This is a genomic window from Myxococcota bacterium (genome assembly GCA_039030075.1).
Taxonomy (GTDB): Bacteria; Myxococcota_A; UBA9160; order UBA9160; family SMWR01; genus JAHEJV01.
Map to the genome: position 1 here is coordinate 14377 of JBCCEW010000038.1, position 21021 is coordinate 35397.

The following is a 21021-nucleotide window of genomic DNA, read 5'->3' on the forward strand; positions in this document are numbered from 1 at the left end:
CGTCTCACGTGCGCAGCGGTCGGCGCTGGATCATCTGAAACTCGAACCCGCGACTGATCCGCGCGATCTGGACTTCCGGCGGTTCCTGCCAGGGGTCGCTCTGCGGGTCGATCACGACCTCCCAGGCGAAGCGTGCGTCGCCGGCGTCGATGGCGTGCACCTGGGCCCGCGGATTCACCATCCCGGCGATCGCCTGCAACGCCGGATGCGGTTCCGCGGAAAGGCTTCCGAACGGGGAATGAGCGTCGGCTTCTTCGAGGGCTGGGCAATCCCGGATCGAGACGCGGGCCCGATCGTTCGCGACCACTTCGACCCGAAAGTCCAGGTAGGTGCGCGGCTGGAAATGCGGATGGAGTTGAAAGATGGTGGCGACCGTCGCGATGTCGTCCTTCGGCGGGAGGAGGCGCTTCAGGCGGTGCGCGGCCATACCTGCCGCGCCCGTCCAGGCCTTTCGACCGAGGTCGCGTGCCGCCTCCTCGCCGTGGCGCTGTTCCACGTTGAGAAGCAGGGACCGGCTGAGCAGGTGGGCCTGGACTGCAGCTTCCTGGCAGACGATCAGCAGGGCGCGGTGCGAGAGGTCCTCGAGCTGGAATCCCGGGTCGAAGGCACCGCTGTAGTCCGGGAGTCCGCCGGGCTCGCGTTCGGTGTCGGGAAGCGCGATGGGGACCGCTGCGATCCGGGTCTCCCGCATGCGCGGCAGGTTGGGATGCTGCTCGTAGGGCGTCGGGTCCTGGTCGTCGATGAACACGGTCCAGTGGCAGTGGGGCCAGCGCGGTCCGGGATGCGCGACGCGTGGCGGCCGGTACACCGGGCGCATCTTCATCAAGGGGTGCGTGGCGGCGGCGGTCGCGTCGAAGGTGGGGTCCTCGATGTCGTGACACATGGTCTTGACGCGCTTGTCGCCGAAGGGCTCCACGTCCATCAAGGCACCACAGTGCGCGAGCCAGAACGCGCCGGACTGCGGGGAGTCGACCCGAAACTGGAAGTCCATGAATTGATGGGGGGAGCCGATCTCGAGCTGGAGCCCCTTGAAGACGGTCGTGACGTCGTCGCCCTCGAACCCCAAGGCCCGCTGCATGCGCTGCGAATAGATCGGGCTGGCGCCCATCCACTCGTCGATCGAGAGCTGGGTCTGTGCGGCCTCCCCGACGAGTCGGGTCGCGAGGGGGAGGGCGACCCGGTCCTGCAGGTGGCCGATCAACAGGTACTCGCGACCGAGGTGACAGAGCTCCTGGCGGGACAGGTCGGCGAGCGCGTGGTGGGGCGCGTAGGGCACGGGTCCTCCAGGAGGCGCTGCGGTGGCGCGCCGGAGGACGGCAAGGTAGACGAAAATCGTTGATTCTGTCTACTTCGGGGCGAGGCGCAGCCAGCGGGGGGACGGCGGGACGCGTCCATTCCGAGCGGCGGACTCGGGAGCAGGAGCCGCGTGGGACTCCTGCTCCCGGGGACTCGTGGCCGCTAGGCCGTCTGGACCTCGCCTTCCTTGATCTGCACGTAGGTGCCATCGAAGAGGGTGAGGTCGAAGCCTTCGAAGGCCTCGTTGAAGGTGCGGCTGTAGTCGGCCAGCACGCCCAGCGCCTGGCGCTCGCCGATGAAGTTGCCGCGGCCGTCGCTGCGGTAGTGCATCCCGGCGCCGTCGCGGGCGTGGGTGATGTTGGTGACGAGCTTGTTGAGCTCGCCGCCCACCGTCAGCGGGGGGCCCGAGTAGGGCTCCAGGGAGGTCCCGTCCCGACTCGGCATGACCGGATTCGGGATCACGAAGTCCTCGTTGAAGACGCCCTTCAGGATCGTGGCGGCAGCGGCCACGAAGGTCGAGTGACCGCCCGGATACGCCGGGTGGGCCGGCGAACCTTCCGGGTAGCCCATCGGGAGGAGTCCGTCGTTCCGGGTGTGGCCGGTGTCGTTGGCCGCGATGATCCGCGCGAGCCCATCCGAGTCCATGATCTCCTGGTGCACGCCGTAGTCGCGCAGGCCCCGGAGCTGGACGTTGATGCGCGCCGCGAAGGCCTCCGGGCGCAGTCGTCGGTGGGCGAGCCACTTCTGGTACCAGGCGCCGGTGAGACCGAGCCGCGGGCCGTGCGTCACGAGGTGCGTGATGTCGGCCGGGCCGAAGTTGACGAAGCCCTGCTGCGTCGTCGACATCGACCGCAGGTACGGGTTGTTGACCGAAAGCGCGTCGTCGCCGTAGCCCAGCAGGATCATCGCGGCGTAGAGCCCCGACTGTACCGGGAAGTCGACGTGGACGAACTCCGCGAGGGCCCGCATCGTCGACAGGTACGTCTTGGCACCGCCGAAGGTGGTGCCGACGCGGGGTGCTGCGCCGCGCTGGATGCGCTTGTACTCGTAGAAGTCCTTCATGAAGTCGTTGGCGCTGCCCGCGACCGGGGCGTCGTAGCGACCGTCGACCTCGAGCCGCCCGAAGAAGAACGGCTGCAGGAGGAACTGGCTCACGAAGGGGCCGACCTCGGCGCCCGGCAGCGTCCCGCGGAAGAGCGTGGCCGGCGTCACCGGACTCCCGTCCGCCGTGAAGATGTCGGACCGCGAGAAGGCGTTGAGGTCCGCGGCCGCGGCAGCGATCGTCGGATCGCTCTCGTAGTCCGCGAACGGAATGTCGCGGGTCAGCGCGTACCAGTAGAGCTCACCCATCTCGGCCGCGGTCTCGGCGCTCGTGAACGTGGGAGCCGGGAGCATCCGCATGTCGTTGCCGTCGATGCCAAACATCTCGTAGGCGTAGGCCGCCTGCGGGCTGACGAGTCGAATGCGGTTCGGGTCGTTCGGTCGCCCGACGCGGATCTGCTCGAAGTGGCCGGGATACCCGGATTCGAGCGCGCGCAGGAACGAGCGGTAGCTGGCGCGACCCACCTCGCCCATGCTGTTGTGGCGCAGCGTCTTCGAGAAGCTGGCGCGGTAGTCGTGATAGAGACCCTCGTCACCATTGACCGGCTGCACGTCCGGGCCGTTGTCGAGGATCTTGTACGCGTCCGCGGCGTCGAGGCGCAGCTGGAACGCCTTTTCGCGCCGCACCGCGCGGCTATCGCCGAAGACCGGGTGGGTTCCGTAGGTGTAGGCCTCCGCTCGGCCGGGCAGCATGGTCGCCGTGCCGGCGGCAGCGGCGATGCCAGCCCCCACCCGCACGAAATCGCGACGGCTCAGGCCCTCTTCGAGCCCCCCGTCCAGGTCCAGATCGATCGCGTCTTCGAGCGTCCGCTTGTCTCGCGCCACGTGAGCTCCTTCGAGCGAAGACGCAGTTCTCCCGATGCGTCTCGCCGGTCGTGAATGGTGTGGATCTCCCTCTGAGGGCCGGGAGCGGTGAGCTGGGCCCACCGCTTCGCTGGTGAGTGAGTGGTGATCGGCCCGGAATTCGTGACAGCGGAATTTTCGAGCGAAACGGCCCCTCGTCGCGTTTCATCGACCGCTGCGCGGGCGTTGCGCCTGCGTTTCCGCTCGGCGGAGCGGGCCGAGGCTCGGCGACCGGCGGCGCCGAGAGCGGCCAGGGAGATGCGGCGACGCATCAGGTGCCGGCAACTAGGGCATCAATCCGGGCGTGCCCACGGCCGATACGGAGGGAACCCCTCGGAGGACCGGTCGGCCGGTGTACGTCCTGCTCAGCGGAGCGAAATGCAACCTCGGCGACTTCTGGATCGTCGAGCGGGCCGTCGCGCTCTTGCGCGCACTGCGCCCCGACCGCGCACTCGAGGTGGTGCCGGGTTGGGAGCCCCTGGATGAGAAATCCGAGGCGCTCCAGTCCGCGCGCGCAGTCCTGATTCCGGGCGGACCAGGCTACCAGCCGGGCTTCCATCCCGAGGTCTACCCGCTGGTGCCCGACCTGCAGCGCCTGCCGTGCCCGGTCGTTCCGATCGGGGTTGGTTGGAAAGGGCGCGGTGGCCGGGATCGCGACGTCGCGGCCGTTCGTTTCTCCGACGCCTCCCTGGCGGCACTGCGGTGGATGGACGAACGGACCGAAGCGCTCGGGTGTCGCGACCCGCTGACCGAGCAGCTGCTCCACCGCCACGGCTTCGCGAACGTGGAGATGGTGGGCTGCCCGGTGTGGTACGACCTCGCGCATCTCGGCGAGAGCGTGGATGGCGAGGCTCCAATCGAGCGCATCGTCTTCACGCCGCCCGAATCGCCGCTCCTGGCGGATCAGGCGGTGGCGGTGGCAGAACGCGTGGCACGCCTCTGGCCCGATGCCGAGCGGATCGCGGCCTTCCACCGCGGACTCGCCACGACCGGGCCGTGGATCGGGGAGGCGGACATCGCGCATCACACGGGGCTATCGCAGCGGCTGGCGTCCCTCGGCTATCGATCGATCGACGTGACCGGGTCGCCGGAGAAGGCGCGCTTCTACGCCGACTGCTCCCTCCACGTGGGCTACCGGCTCCATGCCCACCTCGACTTCGCGAGCCGCCGACAGCGCACGCTGCTGCTCGAAGAGGACGGACGCGGGGCGGGCGCTTCATTGGGGCTCGCGCTCGAGGGGATTCCCGCGTTCCTCCCGCGTACCTGGTGGCGGCGCGTTCACCGGGCCGATCCGGGCGTGCCCGATCGGATCGAGGCCCGGCTGCACCGCGAACGCGATACCGGGTTCGCTGCGTATACCACCTTGGGGCCGACCCTCGATGTGCACTTCGAGACGATGCGCCGTTTCCTGCTGCGGCTGCCCTGAGCCCGGAACCCCGGGCTTCGGGTGAGATTCGCGCGGCGCGGTCAGATCGAGAGCATCAGGTCGACCTCGGCCAGCTGCACTACGCGTCCGCGCTGGTTCACCAGCTGCAGTCCGTAGGTGAGGACACCGCGGACGGGTTGGCTGCGCGTCTTGCGCAGGCGCTCGGGCCGGAAGCGCACCTCGAGGGTGTCGCCCCAGTAGATCGGGGCGACGCTGCGCCAGCGGTCGCCGAGGTGCCCCGCGGTCATCTCGCCGCCGGCCATGGGCAGGCGCAAGAATTCGCGCAGCCAGCTCCCGAACGCGAGGCAGAAGGCCAGCATGGGGGGCACGGTGCGGGCCCCGAAGCGGCTGGTCGCGGCGAAGGGCGCGTCGAGGTAGAGGGGGTGGAGGTCGCCGCTGAAGTTGCAGAACCCGACCACGTCGCTCTCGGTGATCGTGCGCACGCGGGCCCGGCCGCGCGGACCGTGGGCGAAGACGGCCTCGGCCCCGAGGCGGGTGTCGCCGTCGAGAGGCGGCGCGGCCTCGACGCGCCAGGGGGCAGGAGCGACCGGCGGGTCCTCGCGTGACACCAGGAGGTGTCCGCGCGTCACCTGGCGTCCATCCTGGGTCGCCACTTCGAAGCCCGTGGGCGTCCCGGACCGGGGATCGGCCAATCCGTCCGCCGCGATCGGGTCGGCGGTGCAGAAGTGCAGGGTGTCGTCGAAATGGACGACGTCCTCGAAGCGAACCGCCAACGCCGACGGCACCGCGTCGGCTGCGTCGCAGCCCAGCGCTGCGGGCCGGTAGAGGGTGAGCGCGCCGAGGGCCCAGCTCGCGCTCAAGAGCCCGTGCGCGAAGCCGCGTCCGGCCGGCGTCTGGGCCCCGAGGTGGTGGTCGAGATGGATGCGCGCGTAGTCGCCGGTCAGCGCGGCGAACTGAGCCACCGCGTCTCGGGTCACTGTGCGCTGCCCGAAGGCGTCGTCGGGCGGCGCTTCCGCCTGGGGAGGAGTCAACGCGTCAGCCTTCGTCCGCCGGCTTCCACCCCTGCTCGCGCCAACCGCATTCCTGGGTTCGCGCGTCGGTCCGCTGGCACTCCCATACATGGTTCGTCTCGAGAGACGAGCACTGCCGCATCGACACGCTGATCGCGACCGCGAGCAGGGCCAGGGCGAGGAGGGGAAGCAGGAAACGGACCACGGAGACCTTGGGGAGCGCGCCGGAGTGGGCGCCGGGGGATCCCCAGGGTACGCCAAGCCCGCGCCCGGCTGGGCCCCGAGTGAGACGGGCTCTCTTGTCGGGCGCCGCCTGGCGATCTCAAGCCCTGGGGGCGTCGGGCCGTTCCGCAGAAGGAAGGAGGCGCAGATGGGCGAAACCACCCGGTGGAGGGGGCTCGAGGGCAGCCGCGCGGCGGGGTTCTGGGCGCTCTGGTTCCTGTCGAGCTGCGCCTTCGCCTCCGCGATGGCCGAGGTCTACAACTACGCCTCGATCTGGGGCGGCCGCGGCGACGTCTTCTTCGACTACTTCATCCCGATTCCGGTCGCGACCGGAACCCTGCACTGGCCGTCTCTCCTGATCGCCGGCGCGTTGGCGGCGGGGACCGTGGGCGCGACGGCGCGCGGCTTCCGAACCCGGCTCCTTCTCCTCGGCGCGGTGTTCGGGGTCGGGGTCGCGATGCTCGGCGGCCCGGATCGACCCATCGAGTACCTCTGGGCGATCATCAGTCCGCGCATGACCCGCATCTACTCGCTGAACCACAACCCACTTGCGCTCTTCGTGATCAGCGATGCGGTTCTCGCCATGATCTTCAGCTTCACGGTGTGTCGCTGGTTCGTGCCGGCTCGCGTTCGCGCCGGGGCGACCACGCCGACGGTGCCTCCTGCGTAGGGACGCATCCTCGCTGCCCGCTGCGTGAGCAGCGTGCAGATGCGCCGGCGGCCGATCGTGCCGCCTCGGGGCGGGTTGCGCCGATGCGAGCACGCCTCCCCTGGCATGAACCCTGCACTCCATAGGTGCGAAGCCCACCGAGAAGCGAGGGGGGAGGGAGCCATGGGTCGAGTCTGTGCTTGGTGTCGAACGGCGCTACGGGGAGTGACGCACTCTCACGAGGCCGTCAGTCACGCGCTCTGCGCCGGTTGCCTGGACGACTTGCGCGCGGCATTGCCGCTCTCGGGGGTGCGCTTGGACGAGTCGGGGCCGGCCGGTCTCGGCGAACTCGGATCCGACCCGGGTCTCGTGCGCATCGAGTCCGGCACCTCGTAGATCTCGATGTAGACCTCGCCCCGCACGCGGCGGTGCTGGGCCAGCGCGTCACCGGCGATGAGTTCTCTTGCCGAGTTCTCACGGAAATCCATCGCGGCGACGAGGCGCCAGTGCGGTCGCCGCGCGAAGTACCAGCGGAAGAGATCCTTGTGGGACTCCTGGCGCTGCAGCCAGGAGTTGCGGATGCCGCGACCGATCCACACCACGTAGCGAGGCGGATGCGATTCGGCCTCGGCGATGAAATCGCGTTGCATCTGCTGGGCGTAGGCATGCTCTTCCATCAACGGGTAGGCGTACATGAACCCGGTCGACGCCCGGCGCTGGGCATAGAAGTAGAGCTGAGGCTCGGAGCCCAGCACGAGGATCCGGTCCTCGGGTTCCGAGTGCTCGCGTAGGAAGTCCGCAATGCCGAGGGATTCCGCGAACGGGTTCCCGGTGCCATAGGTCGTCCGCACCACGGCTTCCGGGGACAGGGTGAACAGGTAGGCGTGCTGTCCCCAGACGGCATGGGCGAGGGCAGCGACCCCGAGCCCGACGGCCGCCAGGCGCGGCCAGGGCGCGGGGCGCGGGAACCGGTGGACGACGGCTTGTAGCGCCATTCCGGCTGCCAACGCGACGGCGGGGAGCACCAACACGAAGTAGTGGGGGCGGAACAAGAAGCCCGGGGCGATCGCGATCGCCGAGAACACGGCGAAGCTCGCGAGGCGCGGCCAGGCGGTGCGCTGGGTGCGGTCGAGGAGAGGGGCCACGCTCCAGCCCGCGATCGCGAGCGCCACGATGCCAGGGGCCGCCCGGAGGATCGGCGTCGCACTGAACTGCAGATATCCCAGGCCGGTTTCGAACGGTACCCGTGACGCGTAGGCCTGCGCGTAGGAGAAGGTCCAGAACCAGAAGGCGTCGGCAGCGCCGGCCCACGCGTAGCTGGCGAGCGTCAACAGATAGGGCACGACGCTGCCCGCGCCGTACGCCAGGAGTAAGCGGAAGCCAGGGGCGAGGCCGACGCGCGCGATGTGGAGACCGATCCACACCCCACCCAGCGCCAGGAAGGCAACGCCGTGCTGCTTCACCAGGAAGCCGGTCCCGGTCAGGAGTCCGGCGCCGACGATCCAGCGCAGGTCGTTGCGGTCCAGTCCGTGCACCAGCGCGCAGAGGCCCGCGATCGCCCAGGGCAGCACGAAGTGTTCGGCATTGGCGAACAAGCCTTGCACGGGCTGCAGCAGGGAGAGCACCGCGAAGCAGGCGGCGGCGCCGAGGCCCGCGATGGGGCCCGAGAGCTGTCGGCCCAACCAGAAGAGGGCGCCGATCACGGCGGCATTCGCGATCAGCAGTCCGGCGTGGATGGCCGAGACGCTCTCTCCGAAGACCCCGAAGATGCCCGCGTAGGTGGCGTAGATCCCGGGCAGTTTCATGTTGTAGAACGCGACGTACGGGAGCTGTCCATCGAGCAGGAGTTGAGCTCCGTAGGCGTACTCGCCCTCGTCCCGTTCGAGGGGAACGGACAGCAGTCGCCAGCGCGTAGCGGCGGCGGCCAGCAGGATCCCCAACAGGCCGAGGCGCTCCCCCAGGCGACTGGGTCCGGCCCGAGTCGGTGCTGCGGGCGGAGCCGTCGGGGGTGTTGCCGGGCTGCTGGCCGGGCTCTGGGAGTCGTCGCCCACCCAGGGATCTTCGAGGGATTCGGCGCGCTTCGCCAGCGGCGCGCGGCCGGCGCGGCGCACTAGGATCGCGGGCGGAGGCCCCGGTGGAGCGCACGCCCGAGCCCGAGCTGATGGAGGACCTGGATCAAGCCGCTGCCTATGCGGCGGCGGATTTCGCGTCCGTGAACGCCGATTTCGTGGCCCGCTTTCGCTCGCTCGCTCCCGGCCTCACGGCGGGCCGCGTGATCGATCTGGGCTGCGGGCCCGGCGACATCCTGGAGCGCTTGTGCACGGCCCTCCCGGGGCTGGAAGCCGTGGGCCTGGATGGGTCTGCGGCCATGCTCGCCCACGCCCATCGCGCGTTCGAGGCTGCGGGCCTCGCGGAGCGGGTGCGTTGGGTCGAAGGACGGCTGCCCGAGGCGCTTCCGGCCGAGCGCTTCGATGCCGTCCTCTCGAACAGTCTGCTCCATCATCTCCCCGATCCAGCCGTCCTGTGGGATGCCGTCGGGGCGTTGGCGGCGAGCGGCGCGTGGGTGCAGGTCGTCGATCTCCTGCGTCCCACGGCCGCCAGCGACGTGGATCGTCTGGTCGAGACCTATGCCGCCGACGAACCGCCGGTCTTGCAGCGGGATTTCCACGCCTCGCTTCATGCCGCCTTTTCGGTGGACGAGGTCTGGGCGCAGCTCCAGCGGGCCGGTTTCGCTGGGGACCTGGCACTCGAGGTCATCAGCGATCGACACTGGGCCGTGACCGGTCGACTGTCCTAGGCGCGGGTGCGGCGCTTCGCGCGTCGCTCCGCCAAACTGGGCCCATGCCCGCGGCCGCGAAGCGTCGTTGCGATTGGTGCGGCGACGATCCGCTCTATCGCGCGTACCACGACGAAGAGTGGGGCGTACCGGTGCACGAGGACCGGACGCTCTTCGAGTTTCTCCTGCTCGAAGGGGCGCAGGCCGGGCTCTCGTGGATCACGATCCTTCGCAAGCGGGAGGGCTACCGGAAGGCCTTCGCGGACTTCGACCCGGTGAAGGTCGCGCGCTTCCGTCCCGAACGGCTGGCGCGTTTGCTCGAGAACCCCGACATCGTGCGCAACCGCCTGAAGGTGCACGGTGCGGTCAAGAACGCGCGGGCCTTTCTCGCGGTGCAGAAGGAGTTCGGCAGTTTCGACGCCTACCTGTGGTCGTTCGTCGACGGCGTGCCGGTCCAGAACCGCTGGCGCAAGAACGGCCAGGTGCCGGCGCGCACGCCCCTGTCCGACGCGATCAGCAAGGACCTGAAGCGCCGCGGTTTCACCTTCGTCGGGTCGACGATCGTCTACGCCTACCTGCAGGCCGTCGGCGTCCTGAACGACCACCTCACGGGCTGCTTCCGCCACGCCCCCTTGGCCCGCAAGCGCTAGGGGCTAGGCCGCGTCGACCCGCATCGGGTGGGCCTCGCGGTTGACGACCTCGTCCCAGTGTTCGAGCAGCCACGCGTAGGTGGTGCGAACGCCGTCCTCGAGGGAGACCCGATGGCGCCAGCCCAGGCCGTGGAGTTTGCTCACGTCGAGCCGCTTCCGGGGCATGCCGTCGGGCTTGCTCGTGTCGAAGCGCAGGTCGGCCTCGGGGTGGACCGTATCCCGAAGCATCTCGGCGAGCGCCCGGATCTCGATGTCCTCACCCGTGCCGATGTTCACGTGCTCCTCGTCCTCGTAGTCGCGCATCAACACGAGGCAGGCGTCGGCGAGGTCGTCGACGTGCATGAACTCGCGCCGCGGCGTGCCGCTGCCCCAGATCGTGACCTCCCGGTCGCCGCGCAGCTTCGCTTCGTGAAAGCGTCGCATCAGGGCGGGCAGGACGTGGGCCGCCTCGAGGTCGAAGTTGTCGCCGGGCCCGTAGAGATTCGTGGGCATGCCCGAGATGAAGTTGCAGCCGTACTGCTTCTTGTAGGCCGAGCAGAGCTTGATCCCCGCGATCTTCGCGATCGCGTAGGCCTCGTTCGTGGGTTCGAGGGGGCCGGCGAGGAGGTTGCCCTCGTCGATGGGCTGGGGCGATTCCCGGGGATAGATGCAGGAGCTTCCCAGGTAGAGCAGCTTCTTCACCGAGAAGAGATGCGCGGCGTGCACGACGGTCGCGTGAATCATCAAGTTGTCGTAGATGAAGTTCGCGGGTCGCTTCGAGTTCGGCAGGATGCCGCCGACCGTACCGGCCACGAGGTAGACGTACTCGGGGCGGTTGGCGCGGAACCAGTAGTTCACGGCGGCCTGGTCGCGGAGGTCGAGCTGGTCGCGGGTGGCCCTGAGTACGCGCGTGAAGCCTTCGGCTTCGAGGCGGCGCATGATCGCAGATCCCACCAGGCCGCGGTGTCCCGCCACGAACACCGGCGCATCGAGCGGCAGCGGCTCCCCCATGGCCCAGAACGTAGTCGAGTCGCCCGGCGTCGCCCATGTGGGACGCGACGGCGAGGCCGCGTCGTGGCGCGCTAGCCCTCGCTTCCGACACCGCTGCAAGCGCCGCCGATCCGATCGAACTCGGCGGGCGAGAGCCAGCCGGGCCAGCTCGCCAGCGTGCGGTAGGTCTCGCAGCGCTCGTTCTGGGATTCGAAACGCGGGTCGCCTTCCATCCGCGCGAGCACTGATTGGCTGCTGACCGTCGCGCGAGACACGCGAATGCCTCCGTCCTGCGCGGTGTCGAGCACGAGGTAGCGACCGTCGCCCCAGTCGGGCCACTCCGGCAATTCCCCCTGGCGGCCCTGACCCGGATCGCCGGTCGCCGCGAACTGGGTCCAGTACGAGGTCATCGCCGCGGACAGTGCTTCCGCCTGGGGACGTCGCTCGTCCGAGAAGATGTACTGGGTGAAGTCACCGAGGCTCAGGCGGCCGAACACGAAGGGCACTTCCATGGCACGCGCTGCGCCGACGATGGTCCCGATGTCGAGCCACGCGAGGTCGGGCTGCTCGTCCCAGTCGAAGCGGTAGCCATAGACGCTCGCCCCTTGAGCCGCGCGCATCGTGGTCGCGGGTTCGTCGACGCCGCGCGCCTTCCACATGAGCGAGAGGTACTCGGCGTCGCGCAGGTAGCGCGCCTCGTCCCCCGAGCCGAAGGGCAGGCCGAGCAGCTGCCAGACACTCGCCGAGCTGTAGAGCAGGAACAGGTTGTGTTCGTCTCGGTTGCCCCCGATCAAGATGGGGACCTGGTGGTAGTTGCCCGCCGCGAGCACGCGCAGCGGGTCGGCCTTCGGTAGCACGTGGCCGTCGCGGAAGAGCTGGGGGTGGTCGTAGATGCGCCCCTGGGTCTCGCCGCGGTACGCCTCGAGCAGCTGGGCCGTTGTGGCGCTCCGCAGGACCTCGCGGGTCTGGGCGTCACTCAAGGCGCGCACCCGCTTCCGCGCATCTTCCTCGTTGCTCGCATTGCCGGCGAGCACGAGCAGCTGCGCCACGACTTCCGAGGAGCTCCGCCGGTGGCCCGGCTTGGGGTCGTCCACCAGGTTGCGCGCGGTGTCGAGGGGAGTCGTGTGGAGACTGCCACTCTGCAGGATCGCGCGATGGAAGAGTCCCTCGGCACGGGGCGAGAGCAGCAGGGAGTAGATGTTGGTGGCCCCGCTCGACTCGCCGAAGATGGTGACGCGGTCCGGGTCGCCCCCGAAGTTCGCGATGTTCGCCTGGACCCAATCGAGCGCCGCGATGATGTCGAGGGTGCCGAAGTTTCCGGAGCGGTCGTCGGTGCTGGAACCGCTCTCGTGCAGCGCCGGGTGCGAGAACCAGCCCAGGGCGCCAAGTCGGTACTGCAGCGTCACGACGACCACGTCGCGGCTCAGCGCGAGCGTGCCGCCGTCGTGGGTCGCGGCCGAGCCGATCGTGTTGTTGCCACCGTGGATCCACACCATGACGGGCAGGCGCGCGGCGCCTTGGGGGACCGCTTCCGCACCGAAGTGGGGCGCGTAGACGTTCAGGCTGAGGCAGTCCTCGTTGCCGGTGACTTCGCCCGTACCCGACGCCGCGCTCGTCACGCCCACGGGGCGCGCGAACTGGGCGCAGGCGGGGCCGTGCGCGAGCGCGGCCCGGACTTTCGTCCAACGCTCGGGCGGGCGCGGGGCGCGCCACCGCAGGGCGTCCGTCGGCGGCGAGGCATACGGGATCCCGAGCCACGCGTGGGCGCCGCGCAGCGGCGAGAAGCCGACGACCTCGCCCTGGTCGATCACCCGCAGCGAAGACAGGTCGAGCCCGAGCGTGGGCTGATACTCGACCTTCGTTCCTTCCCGCGTGGCCCAGAAACCAAGGACCGCGAGAGCGAGGATTACGACTGCTGCGAAATCACCACGCATGCTTCAGGGGGACTCGAGAAAACGTCGGGGGCTCGTTGGGGTCGGGCGCTGGGCTGTGCGCGGACCCGCGGGGAGGTTCCCAGCGGCGAGACGCGGCCACGACGGGGAGGGTCGGAGACCGGAAGCCGGGAACCCAATAGAGAGATAGGAACGAAACGCGAACAGAATACCCCGTGGGCCCAAGGGCGGTAAAGGATCCGAGCCCGTGCAGCCAGGTAGGTCCCCGTTCGGGGGGTCCTCGTTTCAGGGGGTTGGCCGAGACCGGCAGCGGAGTGGCAAGTGAGCGGCAGCCGAGCGCGCGACGCACGGATCGATGCGGGTGCGCATCGCAGGGAAGGGTTCGCGTGCATGCGGTGATCCGCGGGTTCGGTCAGTCGGACTTTCCGATTCGCGGATGTCGCGCGATCCCCTGCGCAGAAAGGGTATTCTGGATCGCGAGCCCTCCGGGGCCGGGATGACGGATCGGCTTGACCAGAGCGGTGGCCGGAATCTAGTTTGCACAGCCGCACCGCAAGGGGAGAGCGATGATCACCCGTCTTCTCCGGGGACGGATCCCGAACGCCCGGTCGATTCTTACGGTCCGCCGCGATCCGTCCCGCCGTCCGTCCGTCACTGCGAGCCGCGTACCCGCTGCTTGGCTCGTGGCCGTGTCGGTGTGTTTGTTCGCGGCTCCGGCAGCCACACAAGACGCGGAGCGGCGTGACGCCTCTTCGCTGGCGGTGTCCCCGGTGCTGGTCGAGTCCACGCGGGTGCGAACGCGCGCCAATGGCGAGGGCGTCGAAGCCCAGAAGCAGATCGACGCGCTCGCAGAAGAAGCCGACGAGTTGCTTGCCCGATACAACACCGCCGTCGAGCAGCTGGCTTCATTGCGCGAGTACAACGATCGCATGCAGTCCTTCGTCGACGACCAGGACGCCCAGGTCGCGAAGCTGCGCGGCGAGCTCGAGCAGGTCGACGCCGTCGGCCGCAGCGTGACGCCGCTGATGCTGCGCATGATCGCGGCGCTCGAATCGTTCGTGGCACTCGATGTCCCATTCCTGATCCGGGAGCGCACCGAGCGGATCGAGCGGTTGCGCCGCATGATGGTGCGCGCCGACGTGACGCTGTCGGAGAAGTACCGGCGGATCATGGAGGCCTACCAGATCGAGACGGAGTACGGCCGGACGATCGAGGCCTACCGCGGACCGCTGTCCCCGAACGGTCACGGTGCCACCGTCGACTTCCTGCGCTTCGGCCGCATCGCGCTCCTCTACCTGAGCCTCGATGGCGAAGAGGTCGGAATGTGGGACGCGCAAGCCCGAGACTGGCGCCCGCTCGACCCGTCGTACCGCACTGACATCCGCAACGGTCTGCGCGTCGCGCGCAAGCAGATCGCGCCCGATCTGATCTCGTTGCCGCTCGTCCAACCCGGGCCGGGCGGTCCGAAGGTTGGTGGCTGATGCAGAGGTGGCGCATCCAGCATCCCGCCTGGCTGACTCTCGCCGTCGTGATGGCGTGCTCGGTCGCGTTCGCGCAGGAGGCCGACGAGCCGGCAGAGGCGGCCGTGGACACGGCCACTGCGGGAAACGATCCCGGGTCTGCGGAGGCTGGGACGGCCGCCGAGGCCGAAGAGAAGGCCGCGCCGGAAGAAGACCGGGGTCCGCTCGACGAGGGGCTGTCCGATCGCGTGAAGGCGCGCGTCGCCCGCGAGTCGCAGGAAGACCGTGAGCGAAGGACCGTCTTCCAGCAGCAGCGAGACGAGCTCGCGGGCAACGTGAAACGCCTCGAGGGGCAGGTGCGCGCTGCCGAAGCGCGGGGCGTGTCGCTCGACGAGCGCTATGCCGCCAACGAGATCGAGATCGAGACCCTCGGAGAGCGACTCACCGAACGCCTCGGGCAGATGGGCGAACTCTTCGGCGTCGTACGCCTGGTGTCGACGGATCTGAGCGCCGGGACCTGGCAGTCGCTGACGAGTCTGGGGCTCGAGGCGCGCAACAAGACCCTCGATCGCCTCGGTCGGAGTTCGGACCTGCCTTCGACGCAGGACCTCGAGCGGCTGTGGTACGCGCTTCAGCTCGAGCTCACCGAACAGGCGAAGGTCTCTGCCTACGAAGTGCCGGTGATCCTCGAAGAGGACAAGAAGGAAAAGAAGGTGCTCCGCACCGAGAACCGGCAGGTGATTCGCGCCGGTCCCTTCACGGCGATCTCCGACGGCGACTACGTCCAGTGGGCGCCCGAGCATCAGATGGTGCGGACCCTCGCACGCCCTCCGCCGCCCCAGTACGCGAACACCGCGGAGCGCTTCGGTCGCGCTCCCGGTGAGATCGGTCGCCTGGCGGTGGATCCGAGCCGCGGAGCGCTCCTCGTCGCGCTGACGGCCACGCCGAGCCTTTGGGAGCGCGTCCAGCAGGGCGGTGCCGTCGGCTACACGATCATCGGTCTCGGGATCGCTGCGTTCCTGCTCGGGGTGGTTCGCCTGGTGGTGCTCACGCTCACTCAACGACGCATCGACGCCCAGCGCAAGCGCTCCGAGTCGAGCCAGGAGAACCCGCTCGGTCGGGTGCTCGGCGTCTACGAGGAGTACCACGATGCGGATCCCGAGTTTCTCGAGCTGAAGCTCGACGAGGCGCTGCTGCGGGAACGCAGCGGCGTCGAGCGGTTTCTATGGCTGGTGCAGACAGTCTCCATCGTTGCCCCGCTCCTCGGGCTGCTGGGCACGGTCACGGGCATGATCCAGACCTTCCAGGCCATCACGCTGTTCGGTGCCGGCGACCCGAAGATCATGGCGGGTGGTATCTCCGAGGCGCTGATCACCACCACGCTGGGGCTGGTGACGGCCATTCCGCTGGTGTTGCTCTACGCGCTGATCTCGAACCGCGCGAAGAGCATCAATGACCAGTTGGACGAATACGGCGCGGGGTTGGTGGCCGACCGGCTCGAGCGAGGGCTCGAATGACCCGGTACGTGTTCTCGACCGCGATGGCGCTGCTCGTCACGTTTGCGCTCTTCTGGACGATGCAGGCTTTGATCACCGTTGGCTACAAGCTCCTCGATGGCGGGGAGCAGCTCAGCGTCGAGTTCGTGCGGCTGCGTCGGGACACCACGCCGCAGGCCACGAAGCGTCCACCGCCGAAACGGGAGAAGCCGAAGCAAGCGCCGCCGCCGCCCCAGATCCGCGCCTCGCGGTCGAACCTGGACCCGGGCGAAGGGGTTGCTCAGATTGCGCCCGACATCGACGCCTCGGCCGGCGTCGAGGCGGCGATTGCGGGCGGCGGCAGCGACCGCGGCGCCGTGCCTCTGGTGCAGCCCGAGCCCGAGTATCCGATCGCGCTCGAGCAGCGCGGGATCACGGGCTGGGTGACCGTCGAGTTCTGGGTGACGAAGACCGGCTCGGTTCGCGACCCGGTGATCATCGCCGCGCGTCCGAAGCGGGTGTTCAACCAGGCGGCACTCAAGGGCGTCCGACGCTGGAAGTACAACCCGAAGATCGTGAACGGCGAGCCCATCGAGACGAAGGAGCGGTTCACCTTGGAGTTCCGACCGTGAGGCGGCTCTTCGCCGGAGTGTGTGTCGTGCTCGCGATGGGTCTCGCGCTACCCGCCATCGCCCAGGAGGCGGAAGGGGAAGGCGACGAGCCGCAGAAGCGTCGCGGTTGGCGACGCCAGGCCGAGCCCGAAGACGGTGCCCAGCAAAAGGCGCTGCGCCCCCACCCGAAGGTCTACGAGCGCCACGCGAAGGCCCTCGAGCTCATCTTCGAGGAGAAGTGGGACGAAGCTCAGGCTCAGCTCGACAAGCTGTTTCTGCGTCGGTACAGCGCCTATGACGTCGCGACGGTCCAGGCCGACTACGGCTTGATCGCGAACGGCCGTGGCGATCGTCCCGAGGCCCGACGGCGCTTTCAGCTGGCGATCGACGCGGGCGGGTTCCCGCCCAGCAACGCGGCGGACATGCGCTTCAAGATCGCGGGCCTGTGGATGCAGGACGAGGAATGGTCGAAGGCGGCCGAGACTCTGGAAGCCTGGTTCGACGAGACGCCCGACGAGCCCAACGCGAGTTCCTACTACCTGTTGGGTCTCTGCTACTACCAGGACCGCGCCTACGAGAAAGCGCTCGAACCGGTCGAGACCGCGGCGACGCTCACCGACGAGCCGAAGGAGGCGTGGCTGCAGCTGCTCCTGGCGCTTCACCTGATCGAGAAGCGCTACGAGGCCGCGATTCCTGTGCTGCAGGCGCTGGTGTCCGAGTACCCGAAGCAGAGCTACTGGAAGAGCCTGTCGACGGTACACGGTGCGCTCGGTAGCTACGAGAAGGCGCTCGTACCCCTGCAGCTCGCCTATGAGGACGGTCAGGTGGAGGCCGGACCCGATCTGCTTCGCATGGCGCAGCTGATGATGTTCGTCGGGCTGCCTTATCGCGCGGCCGAGGCGCTGCAGACCGCTCTCGATGCGGGCGCGGTAGAGGGCGACGAAGAGGCTCTCACCATGCTCGGCAACAGCTGGATTGCGGCGCGCGAGTACAAGTCGGCGATCCCGCCGCTCAATCGCGCCGCCAGTCTCGCCGAGAACGGCGAGCTCTACGTGCGCCTCGCTCAGGTCCACGTCCAGCGCGAGGAATACGAGCCCGCGGCGGAGGCGCTCGGTCGCGCCCTCGACAAGGGCGGCTTGCGCAGTCCGGGCGACGCCCAGCTGTTGCTCGGCATCGTGAACTACAGCCGCAAGCGCCCGGCACTGGCGGAGCGTTCCTTCCAGCGCGCCGCGGGGCACAAGGAAACCCGCGGTGAGGCGGAAGTCTGGTTGCAGCACCTCGCGCAGGAGCGGGCCCAGGCCGAAGCCGCGGCCGCGGCCGCAGCCGCAGCCGCGGAAGCCGCCGCCGAAGCGGCGGCGCGGGGCGAGGCCTAGCGCGCCGGGCGAACCCGGGGCGGCACGATGCCCTGGGTGAGCCAGGGAACCTCCGCGCGCACCAGGAAGGGCGTTCGAGCGAGCGCGCTGCGCCGGGCTTCGGATGTCTCGAGGATCGCGAAGGCGCGGGCGGTTTCCGTGAGGCCTCGCAGCAGGCGATCGCGCTCTTGTTCGGGCGGGGCCGCGTCCAGGACGCGGAGTGCATCCTGGGGACGCTCCATCCGCAGCAGCGTCCACGCGAGCCGACGGCGAATACCGAGGCGGTCCGGGTGCGCGCGGAGTAGGGGCTCGTCGATCGCGAGGGCTTCGCGGTAGGCACCGAGCGTGGTGTAGAGCGCCGCGGTGCGCTGACGATCCGCCAGTCGGTTGCTGCCGCGCAGCGGCTGGAACGCGCGTGGCACCACGCCGTGGGCGACGCTCCATTCCGGGGCGTTTGCGAGCAGCTGGGACACGACGAGCCCGCGCTCGCGGTCGAAGGGGATGCCGCGCGAGGCGTAGTAGCGCGCGACGCGCGCGAAGTTCTCCGCGTTGCGGGGGACGTTGCGCAGGTACACCGCGCTCTGCAGGTTTCGGAACACCAGGCGCCAGCCGGGCGTTCCCTCGAGGTGTCCTGCCGTGTAGGCCCAGGGACGGTGGGGGTTCCCGGTCTCGGGGAGTCGGATTCCCAGGAAGACATCGATCTGGAGCCGGTCGAGGAGCGCGGGGAAACTATCCCCGGGTTCCGCCCCCTGGCGCGCGTCGATCGCGGCCAGCGCGGTGACGGTTTCCTTGGGCATGTTGAGGGAGCCGTTGATCAGCGTCTTCAGCTGCGGTGCGAGCCAGTAGCCGGCGAACCCACCCTGGAAGTAGTCGGTGTAGAGATGCCCCTCGAGCTCGGTGTCCGCGAGCCACCAGAGCGCATGGGTCGCGTACTTCTGGAGTGCGTAGGGCGTTGCATAGCCGCTCCACGTCTGGGGCAACCCGCGCGTGACGAGCGGCCAGTCGCCCCGCTGGAAGAACGCGGCGACCAGGAGCAGCAGCGTGCCCGCGATCGCGAGCCCGCCGGCGCTGCGACGCAGCAAAGCACGCAGCGCCGGTCGTTCGGCACGCACGAGCCACAGTACGATCAGGCTGCCCAGCCAGAGGAAGCGCGACGCGAAGAGCAGGAGCGCGCCCGAGAGCGCGGCGGACGATGCGAGAGCGCCTTCCTGTCCCGAGATGCGATCGAGGCGGCGCAGAAGTCGCACCACGACCGCGAGCGTCGCAATCAACAGCGCCCATACGAGGGTCCACGCCAGGGGAGTCGGGGGGACCCCGGTGGTGGGGAAGGCGAAGAGCGAGACCGGCGACCACTCGTCGAGGACGACGCCGAGGTCGGTGGTCTCCCCGCCAGCGGCGAAGTAGGCGAGGTAGGCGTCGGCGCCCGAGGGATTCGCGAGACCCGCCGCCAGCATGCCGACGAGCGCGACCGCGAGCGCGACTGCCCGTGTCCAGCCCTCGCTCCGTGCGCGTTCCGACAGCCAGTGCGCGCAGAGTACGCCTCCGAGTGCCGCGGCGACGAGCAGCGGCCCGAGCAGAAACGCGGCGTGGAGCTGTGCCCAGAGACCGACGATGGCTACGGCCGCGAGGACCCGACCGGGACCGGGGGCTTTGCGGGGAACGATGAGCAAGGCGACGACGGCGAACGCGGCGAGGAGGGTGAACAGATGCGGGCGCAGCTGTACGAGCCGGTAGGTCGAGAGCAGCCAGAAGATCACCACGCCGCCGCTCGCCGCCGCGGCGCTGCCCGCCGCGCGCCGCAGCAGTCCCCACAACATGCCCGACGCGGCGAGGACGAGCGCCACGTGCAACGCGCGCAGACCCTGGAAGCCCGTCAGCTCGAGGAGGCGCGCGAAGCCCGCGTCGGCGAGCCAGGCGGCCGTGTGTGGGGGGCCTGCTGGCGAGTCGAGCAGTGGGTCCTCTGCGAGGTGAGGGCCTTCGCTCGCAAACGCCTGTCCGAGTCCGAGATGCCACCAAAGGTCGTCGGTGAAGATCGGCTGGCCCGCCGCCACCAACACGGCGGCGCCCGTGAGCCACGCGATCCCGTGGATCCCCCACCTCGCCCAGGCGGCCCCCGACGCCGTTGCGCTCATGGGGCGGAGTGTGCCCGGTGTCGGGGGATTCGCCGACCCCGTGCGACGCCCGAGCCCGGCGCTACTCGCCGACCCAGCGGAAGCGCACCCCCACGCCCGCGCGGTAGGCCCAGCGTTCGTGCTCGATGGTGAAGGTGGCCGATTCGCCGAACTCGTTCGAGACGAAGAGCGTTTCGCGCAAGCTTCCGGCGAAGCGATACAGACGCCCGGAGACGAAGACACTCATGACGATCGAGCTGGCGCGGGCGGTATCGGCCTCGAGCTCGAGGCCGGGCCCGAAGCCGTAGTAGCGGACCTTGCGCTTTGCCGAGAGCGAGATGAATCGGAAGTCGTTCAGTGTGGTCGTGGGCTCGATCAGCTGAACCGCACGGTTGACCACGCCACTCACCTCGACTTCCTGACGGATGAACTCGAAGGAGGGCTTGACGCGCAGGCGTCGATCGAAGGCGTCGATGGTGAACGCCAGGCCCGCTCCGCCGGACCAGAGCAGCCGATCCAACTGTGTGCGCGCGCGCGAGCCCTGGCCACGAATCGCGACCTCGAAGATGCGCTGATCGAAGGCCGGCAGGATCGGGGGCGCGAAGGCGCCCGGTGAACCGCCGCCGGCCAGGTTGCGCTCGAAGCCGAAGGTGGCCGCCAGGTCGATGTGGGCGAATACCCGGGGCATCAGGAAGCGCTCGGTCAAGCGCGGCGTCATCAGCTCGAAGGAGCCGCCGACCATCGTCGTGACGTTCGTGTCGGAACCGTCCCCGTTCTGGGCGATCGTGGTGCCGAAGTTCCGAGGGACGTCGGAGTTCGGACAGACGTCCCCGTTGAAGATGTCCGGGAACGGTGGATTCCGATCCAGAAAGCAACCCGCCGGGAACGGCGGTCCGGCGATCTCGGTCGAGTCGATCCGACCCTCGGCTTCCTGGCGAATGATGTCGAAGTAGGCGGAGAACGACGGCACCCAGAGTTCGGATTCGTCGCGCTGCTCGGTCGCCGACGCAAGATTCGGTGCCGACAGCAGGAGTACGCCGAGCAGGAAGCACATCCACCAGCGATGGCGGTGGGAAAGCGAGTAGCTCGGAGTGGACGGACGCGGAGCTTGCGCCCGAGTGCGCGCACCGGGTGCGGGGGGAGACGGAACTAAGCGCATCGAATCATTCTGACGAGACGAGTCCGACGCGGCAAGGAAACCCAAAAAAGGTCTCCGG

Annotated in this window: 16 protein-coding genes; 8 read left to right on the forward strand and 8 right to left on the reverse strand. The window is 69.2% G+C overall.

The window, feature by feature from the left end; translation table 11 throughout:
- Positions 1 to 4 precede the first annotated feature (4 nt).
- Together AAF430_25200 and AAF430_25205 are read right to left on the reverse strand one after the other, a co-directional pair.
- Positions 5 to 1276 (reverse strand): hypothetical protein, encoded by a 1272-nt coding sequence (locus AAF430_25200; protein MEM7413554.1) that lies wholly within the window; start codon positions 1274 to 1276, stop codon positions 5 to 7.
- A 182-nt stretch (positions 1277 to 1458) separates the two neighbouring features.
- Positions 1459 to 3222, reverse strand: coding sequence for a twin-arginine translocation signal domain-containing protein (locus AAF430_25205; GenBank protein MEM7413555.1), 1764 nt, complete (start codon positions 3220 to 3222; stop codon positions 1459 to 1461).
- A 370-nt stretch (positions 3223 to 3592) separates the two neighbouring features.
- Here AAF430_25205 and AAF430_25210 point away from each other — a divergent pair, with 370 nt between their 5' ends.
- The gene (locus AAF430_25210; protein ID MEM7413556.1) at positions 3593 to 4666 is read left to right on the forward strand and encodes a polysaccharide pyruvyl transferase family protein; all 1074 of its coding nucleotides are present in this window, start codon (positions 3593 to 3595) and stop codon (positions 4664 to 4666) included.
- A gap of 41 nt (positions 4667 to 4707) precedes the next feature.
- On the opposite strand, the gene AAF430_25215 is transcribed toward AAF430_25210, so the two are convergent.
- Entirely contained in the window at positions 4708 to 5658 is a 951-nt protein-coding gene (locus AAF430_25215) for a MaoC/PaaZ C-terminal domain-containing protein (protein MEM7413557.1), read from the reverse strand.
- Positions 5659 to 6007: 349 nt separating this feature from the next.
- Here AAF430_25215 and AAF430_25220 point away from each other — a divergent pair, with 349 nt between their 5' ends.
- On the forward strand, positions 6008 to 6529 hold the full coding sequence (locus AAF430_25220) for a hypothetical protein (protein MEM7413558.1): 522 nt from the start codon (positions 6008 to 6010) through the stop codon (positions 6527 to 6529).
- Between the two features lie 230 nt (positions 6530 to 6759).
- On the opposite strand, the gene AAF430_25225 is transcribed toward AAF430_25220, so the two are convergent.
- Entirely contained in the window at positions 6760 to 8619 is a 1860-nt protein-coding gene (locus AAF430_25225; protein ID MEM7413559.1) for a glycosyltransferase family 39 protein, read from the reverse strand.
- Between the two features lie 23 nt (positions 8620 to 8642).
- Between AAF430_25225 and AAF430_25230 the strand changes: the two genes are divergently transcribed.
- Positions 8643 to 9305, forward strand: coding sequence for a class I SAM-dependent methyltransferase (locus tag AAF430_25230; GenBank protein MEM7413560.1), 663 nt, complete (start codon positions 8643 to 8645; stop codon positions 9303 to 9305).
- A gap of 44 nt (positions 9306 to 9349) precedes the next feature.
- Positions 9350 to 9934 (forward strand): DNA-3-methyladenine glycosylase I, encoded by a 585-nt coding sequence (locus AAF430_25235; GenBank protein MEM7413561.1) that lies wholly within the window; start codon positions 9350 to 9352, stop codon positions 9932 to 9934.
- A 3-nt stretch (positions 9935 to 9937) separates the two neighbouring features.
- Here the strand turns inward: AAF430_25235 and AAF430_25240 are convergent, their stop codons facing one another.
- Together AAF430_25240 and AAF430_25245 are read right to left on the reverse strand one after the other, a co-directional pair.
- Positions 9938 to 10924 carry a GDP-L-fucose synthase gene (locus AAF430_25240; protein MEM7413562.1) on the reverse strand — a complete coding sequence of 329 codons (987 nt, stop codon included), beginning with the start codon at positions 10922 to 10924 and terminating at the stop codon, positions 9938 to 9940.
- 71 nt (positions 10925 to 10995) lie between these two features.
- Positions 10996 to 12837 (reverse strand): carboxylesterase family protein, encoded by a 1842-nt coding sequence (locus tag AAF430_25245; protein ID MEM7413563.1) that lies wholly within the window; start codon positions 12835 to 12837, stop codon positions 10996 to 10998.
- 641 nt (positions 12838 to 13478) lie between these two features.
- Here AAF430_25245 and AAF430_25250 point away from each other — a divergent pair.
- Genes AAF430_25250 through AAF430_25265 form a run of 4 tightly spaced genes read left to right on the forward strand, consistent with a single transcriptional unit; the run spans position 13479 to position 17714 of the window.
- Positions 13479 to 14276 carry a DUF3450 domain-containing protein gene (locus tag AAF430_25250; GenBank protein MEM7413564.1) on the forward strand — a complete coding sequence of 266 codons (798 nt, stop codon included), beginning with the start codon at positions 13479 to 13481 and terminating at the stop codon, positions 14274 to 14276.
- Positions 14276 to 15772: a MotA/TolQ/ExbB proton channel family protein gene (locus AAF430_25255; protein MEM7413565.1), complete on the forward strand. Its 1497-nt coding sequence runs from the start codon at positions 14276 to 14278 to the stop codon at positions 15770 to 15772. The genes AAF430_25250 and AAF430_25255 overlap by 1 nt, the downstream gene beginning before the upstream one ends.
- Entirely contained in the window at positions 15769 to 16362 is a 594-nt protein-coding gene (locus tag AAF430_25260; GenBank protein ID MEM7413566.1) for an energy transducer TonB, read from the forward strand. Before AAF430_25255 ends, AAF430_25260 begins: the two co-directional genes overlap by 4 nt.
- Positions 16359 to 17714: a tetratricopeptide repeat protein gene (locus AAF430_25265; GenBank protein ID MEM7413567.1), complete on the forward strand. Its 1356-nt coding sequence runs from the start codon at positions 16359 to 16361 to the stop codon at positions 17712 to 17714. The genes AAF430_25260 and AAF430_25265 overlap by 4 nt, the downstream gene beginning before the upstream one ends.
- On the opposite strand, the gene AAF430_25270 is transcribed toward AAF430_25265, so the two are convergent.
- Both AAF430_25270 and AAF430_25275 read right to left on the reverse strand, forming a co-directional pair.
- Entirely contained in the window at positions 17711 to 19825 is a 2115-nt protein-coding gene (locus AAF430_25270) for a tetratricopeptide repeat protein (GenBank protein ID MEM7413568.1), read from the reverse strand. The two genes, AAF430_25265 and AAF430_25270, sit on opposite strands and share 4 nt — an antisense overlap.
- A gap of 61 nt (positions 19826 to 19886) precedes the next feature.
- Complete coding sequence (locus tag AAF430_25275; GenBank protein MEM7413569.1) at positions 19887 to 20858, reverse strand: hypothetical protein; 972 nt, start codon at positions 20856 to 20858, stop codon at positions 19887 to 19889.
- Positions 20859 to 21021: the final 163 nt, after the last annotated feature.

Bases quoted from the DNA above. Each gene is read 5' to 3' on its own strand.
- AAF430_25255 (MEM7413565.1), top strand. From the start codon at position 14,276: ATGCAGAGGTGGCGCATCCAGCATCCCGCCTGGCTGACTCTCGCCGTC.
- AAF430_25245 (MEM7413563.1), bottom strand. From the start codon at position 12,837: ATGCGTGGTGATTTCGCAGCAGTCGTAATCCTCGCTCTCGCGGTCCTT.
- AAF430_25235 (MEM7413561.1), top strand. From the start codon at position 9,350: ATGCCCGCGGCCGCGAAGCGTCGTTGCGATTGGTGCGGCGACGATCCG.
- AAF430_25270 (MEM7413568.1), bottom strand. From the start codon at position 19,825: ATGAGCGCAACGGCGTCGGGGGCCGCCTGGGCGAGGTGGGGGATCCAC.
- AAF430_25260 (MEM7413566.1), top strand. From the start codon at position 15,769: ATGACCCGGTACGTGTTCTCGACCGCGATGGCGCTGCTCGTCACGTTT.
- AAF430_25240 (MEM7413562.1), bottom strand. From the start codon at position 10,924: ATGGGGGAGCCGCTGCCGCTCGATGCGCCGGTGTTCGTGGCGGGACAC.
- AAF430_25275 (MEM7413569.1), bottom strand. From the start codon at position 20,858: ATGTGCTTCCTGCTCGGCGTACTCCTGCTGTCGGCACCGAATCTTGCG.
- AAF430_25220 (MEM7413558.1), top strand. From the start codon at position 6,008: ATGGGCGAAACCACCCGGTGGAGGGGGCTCGAGGGCAGCCGCGCGGCG.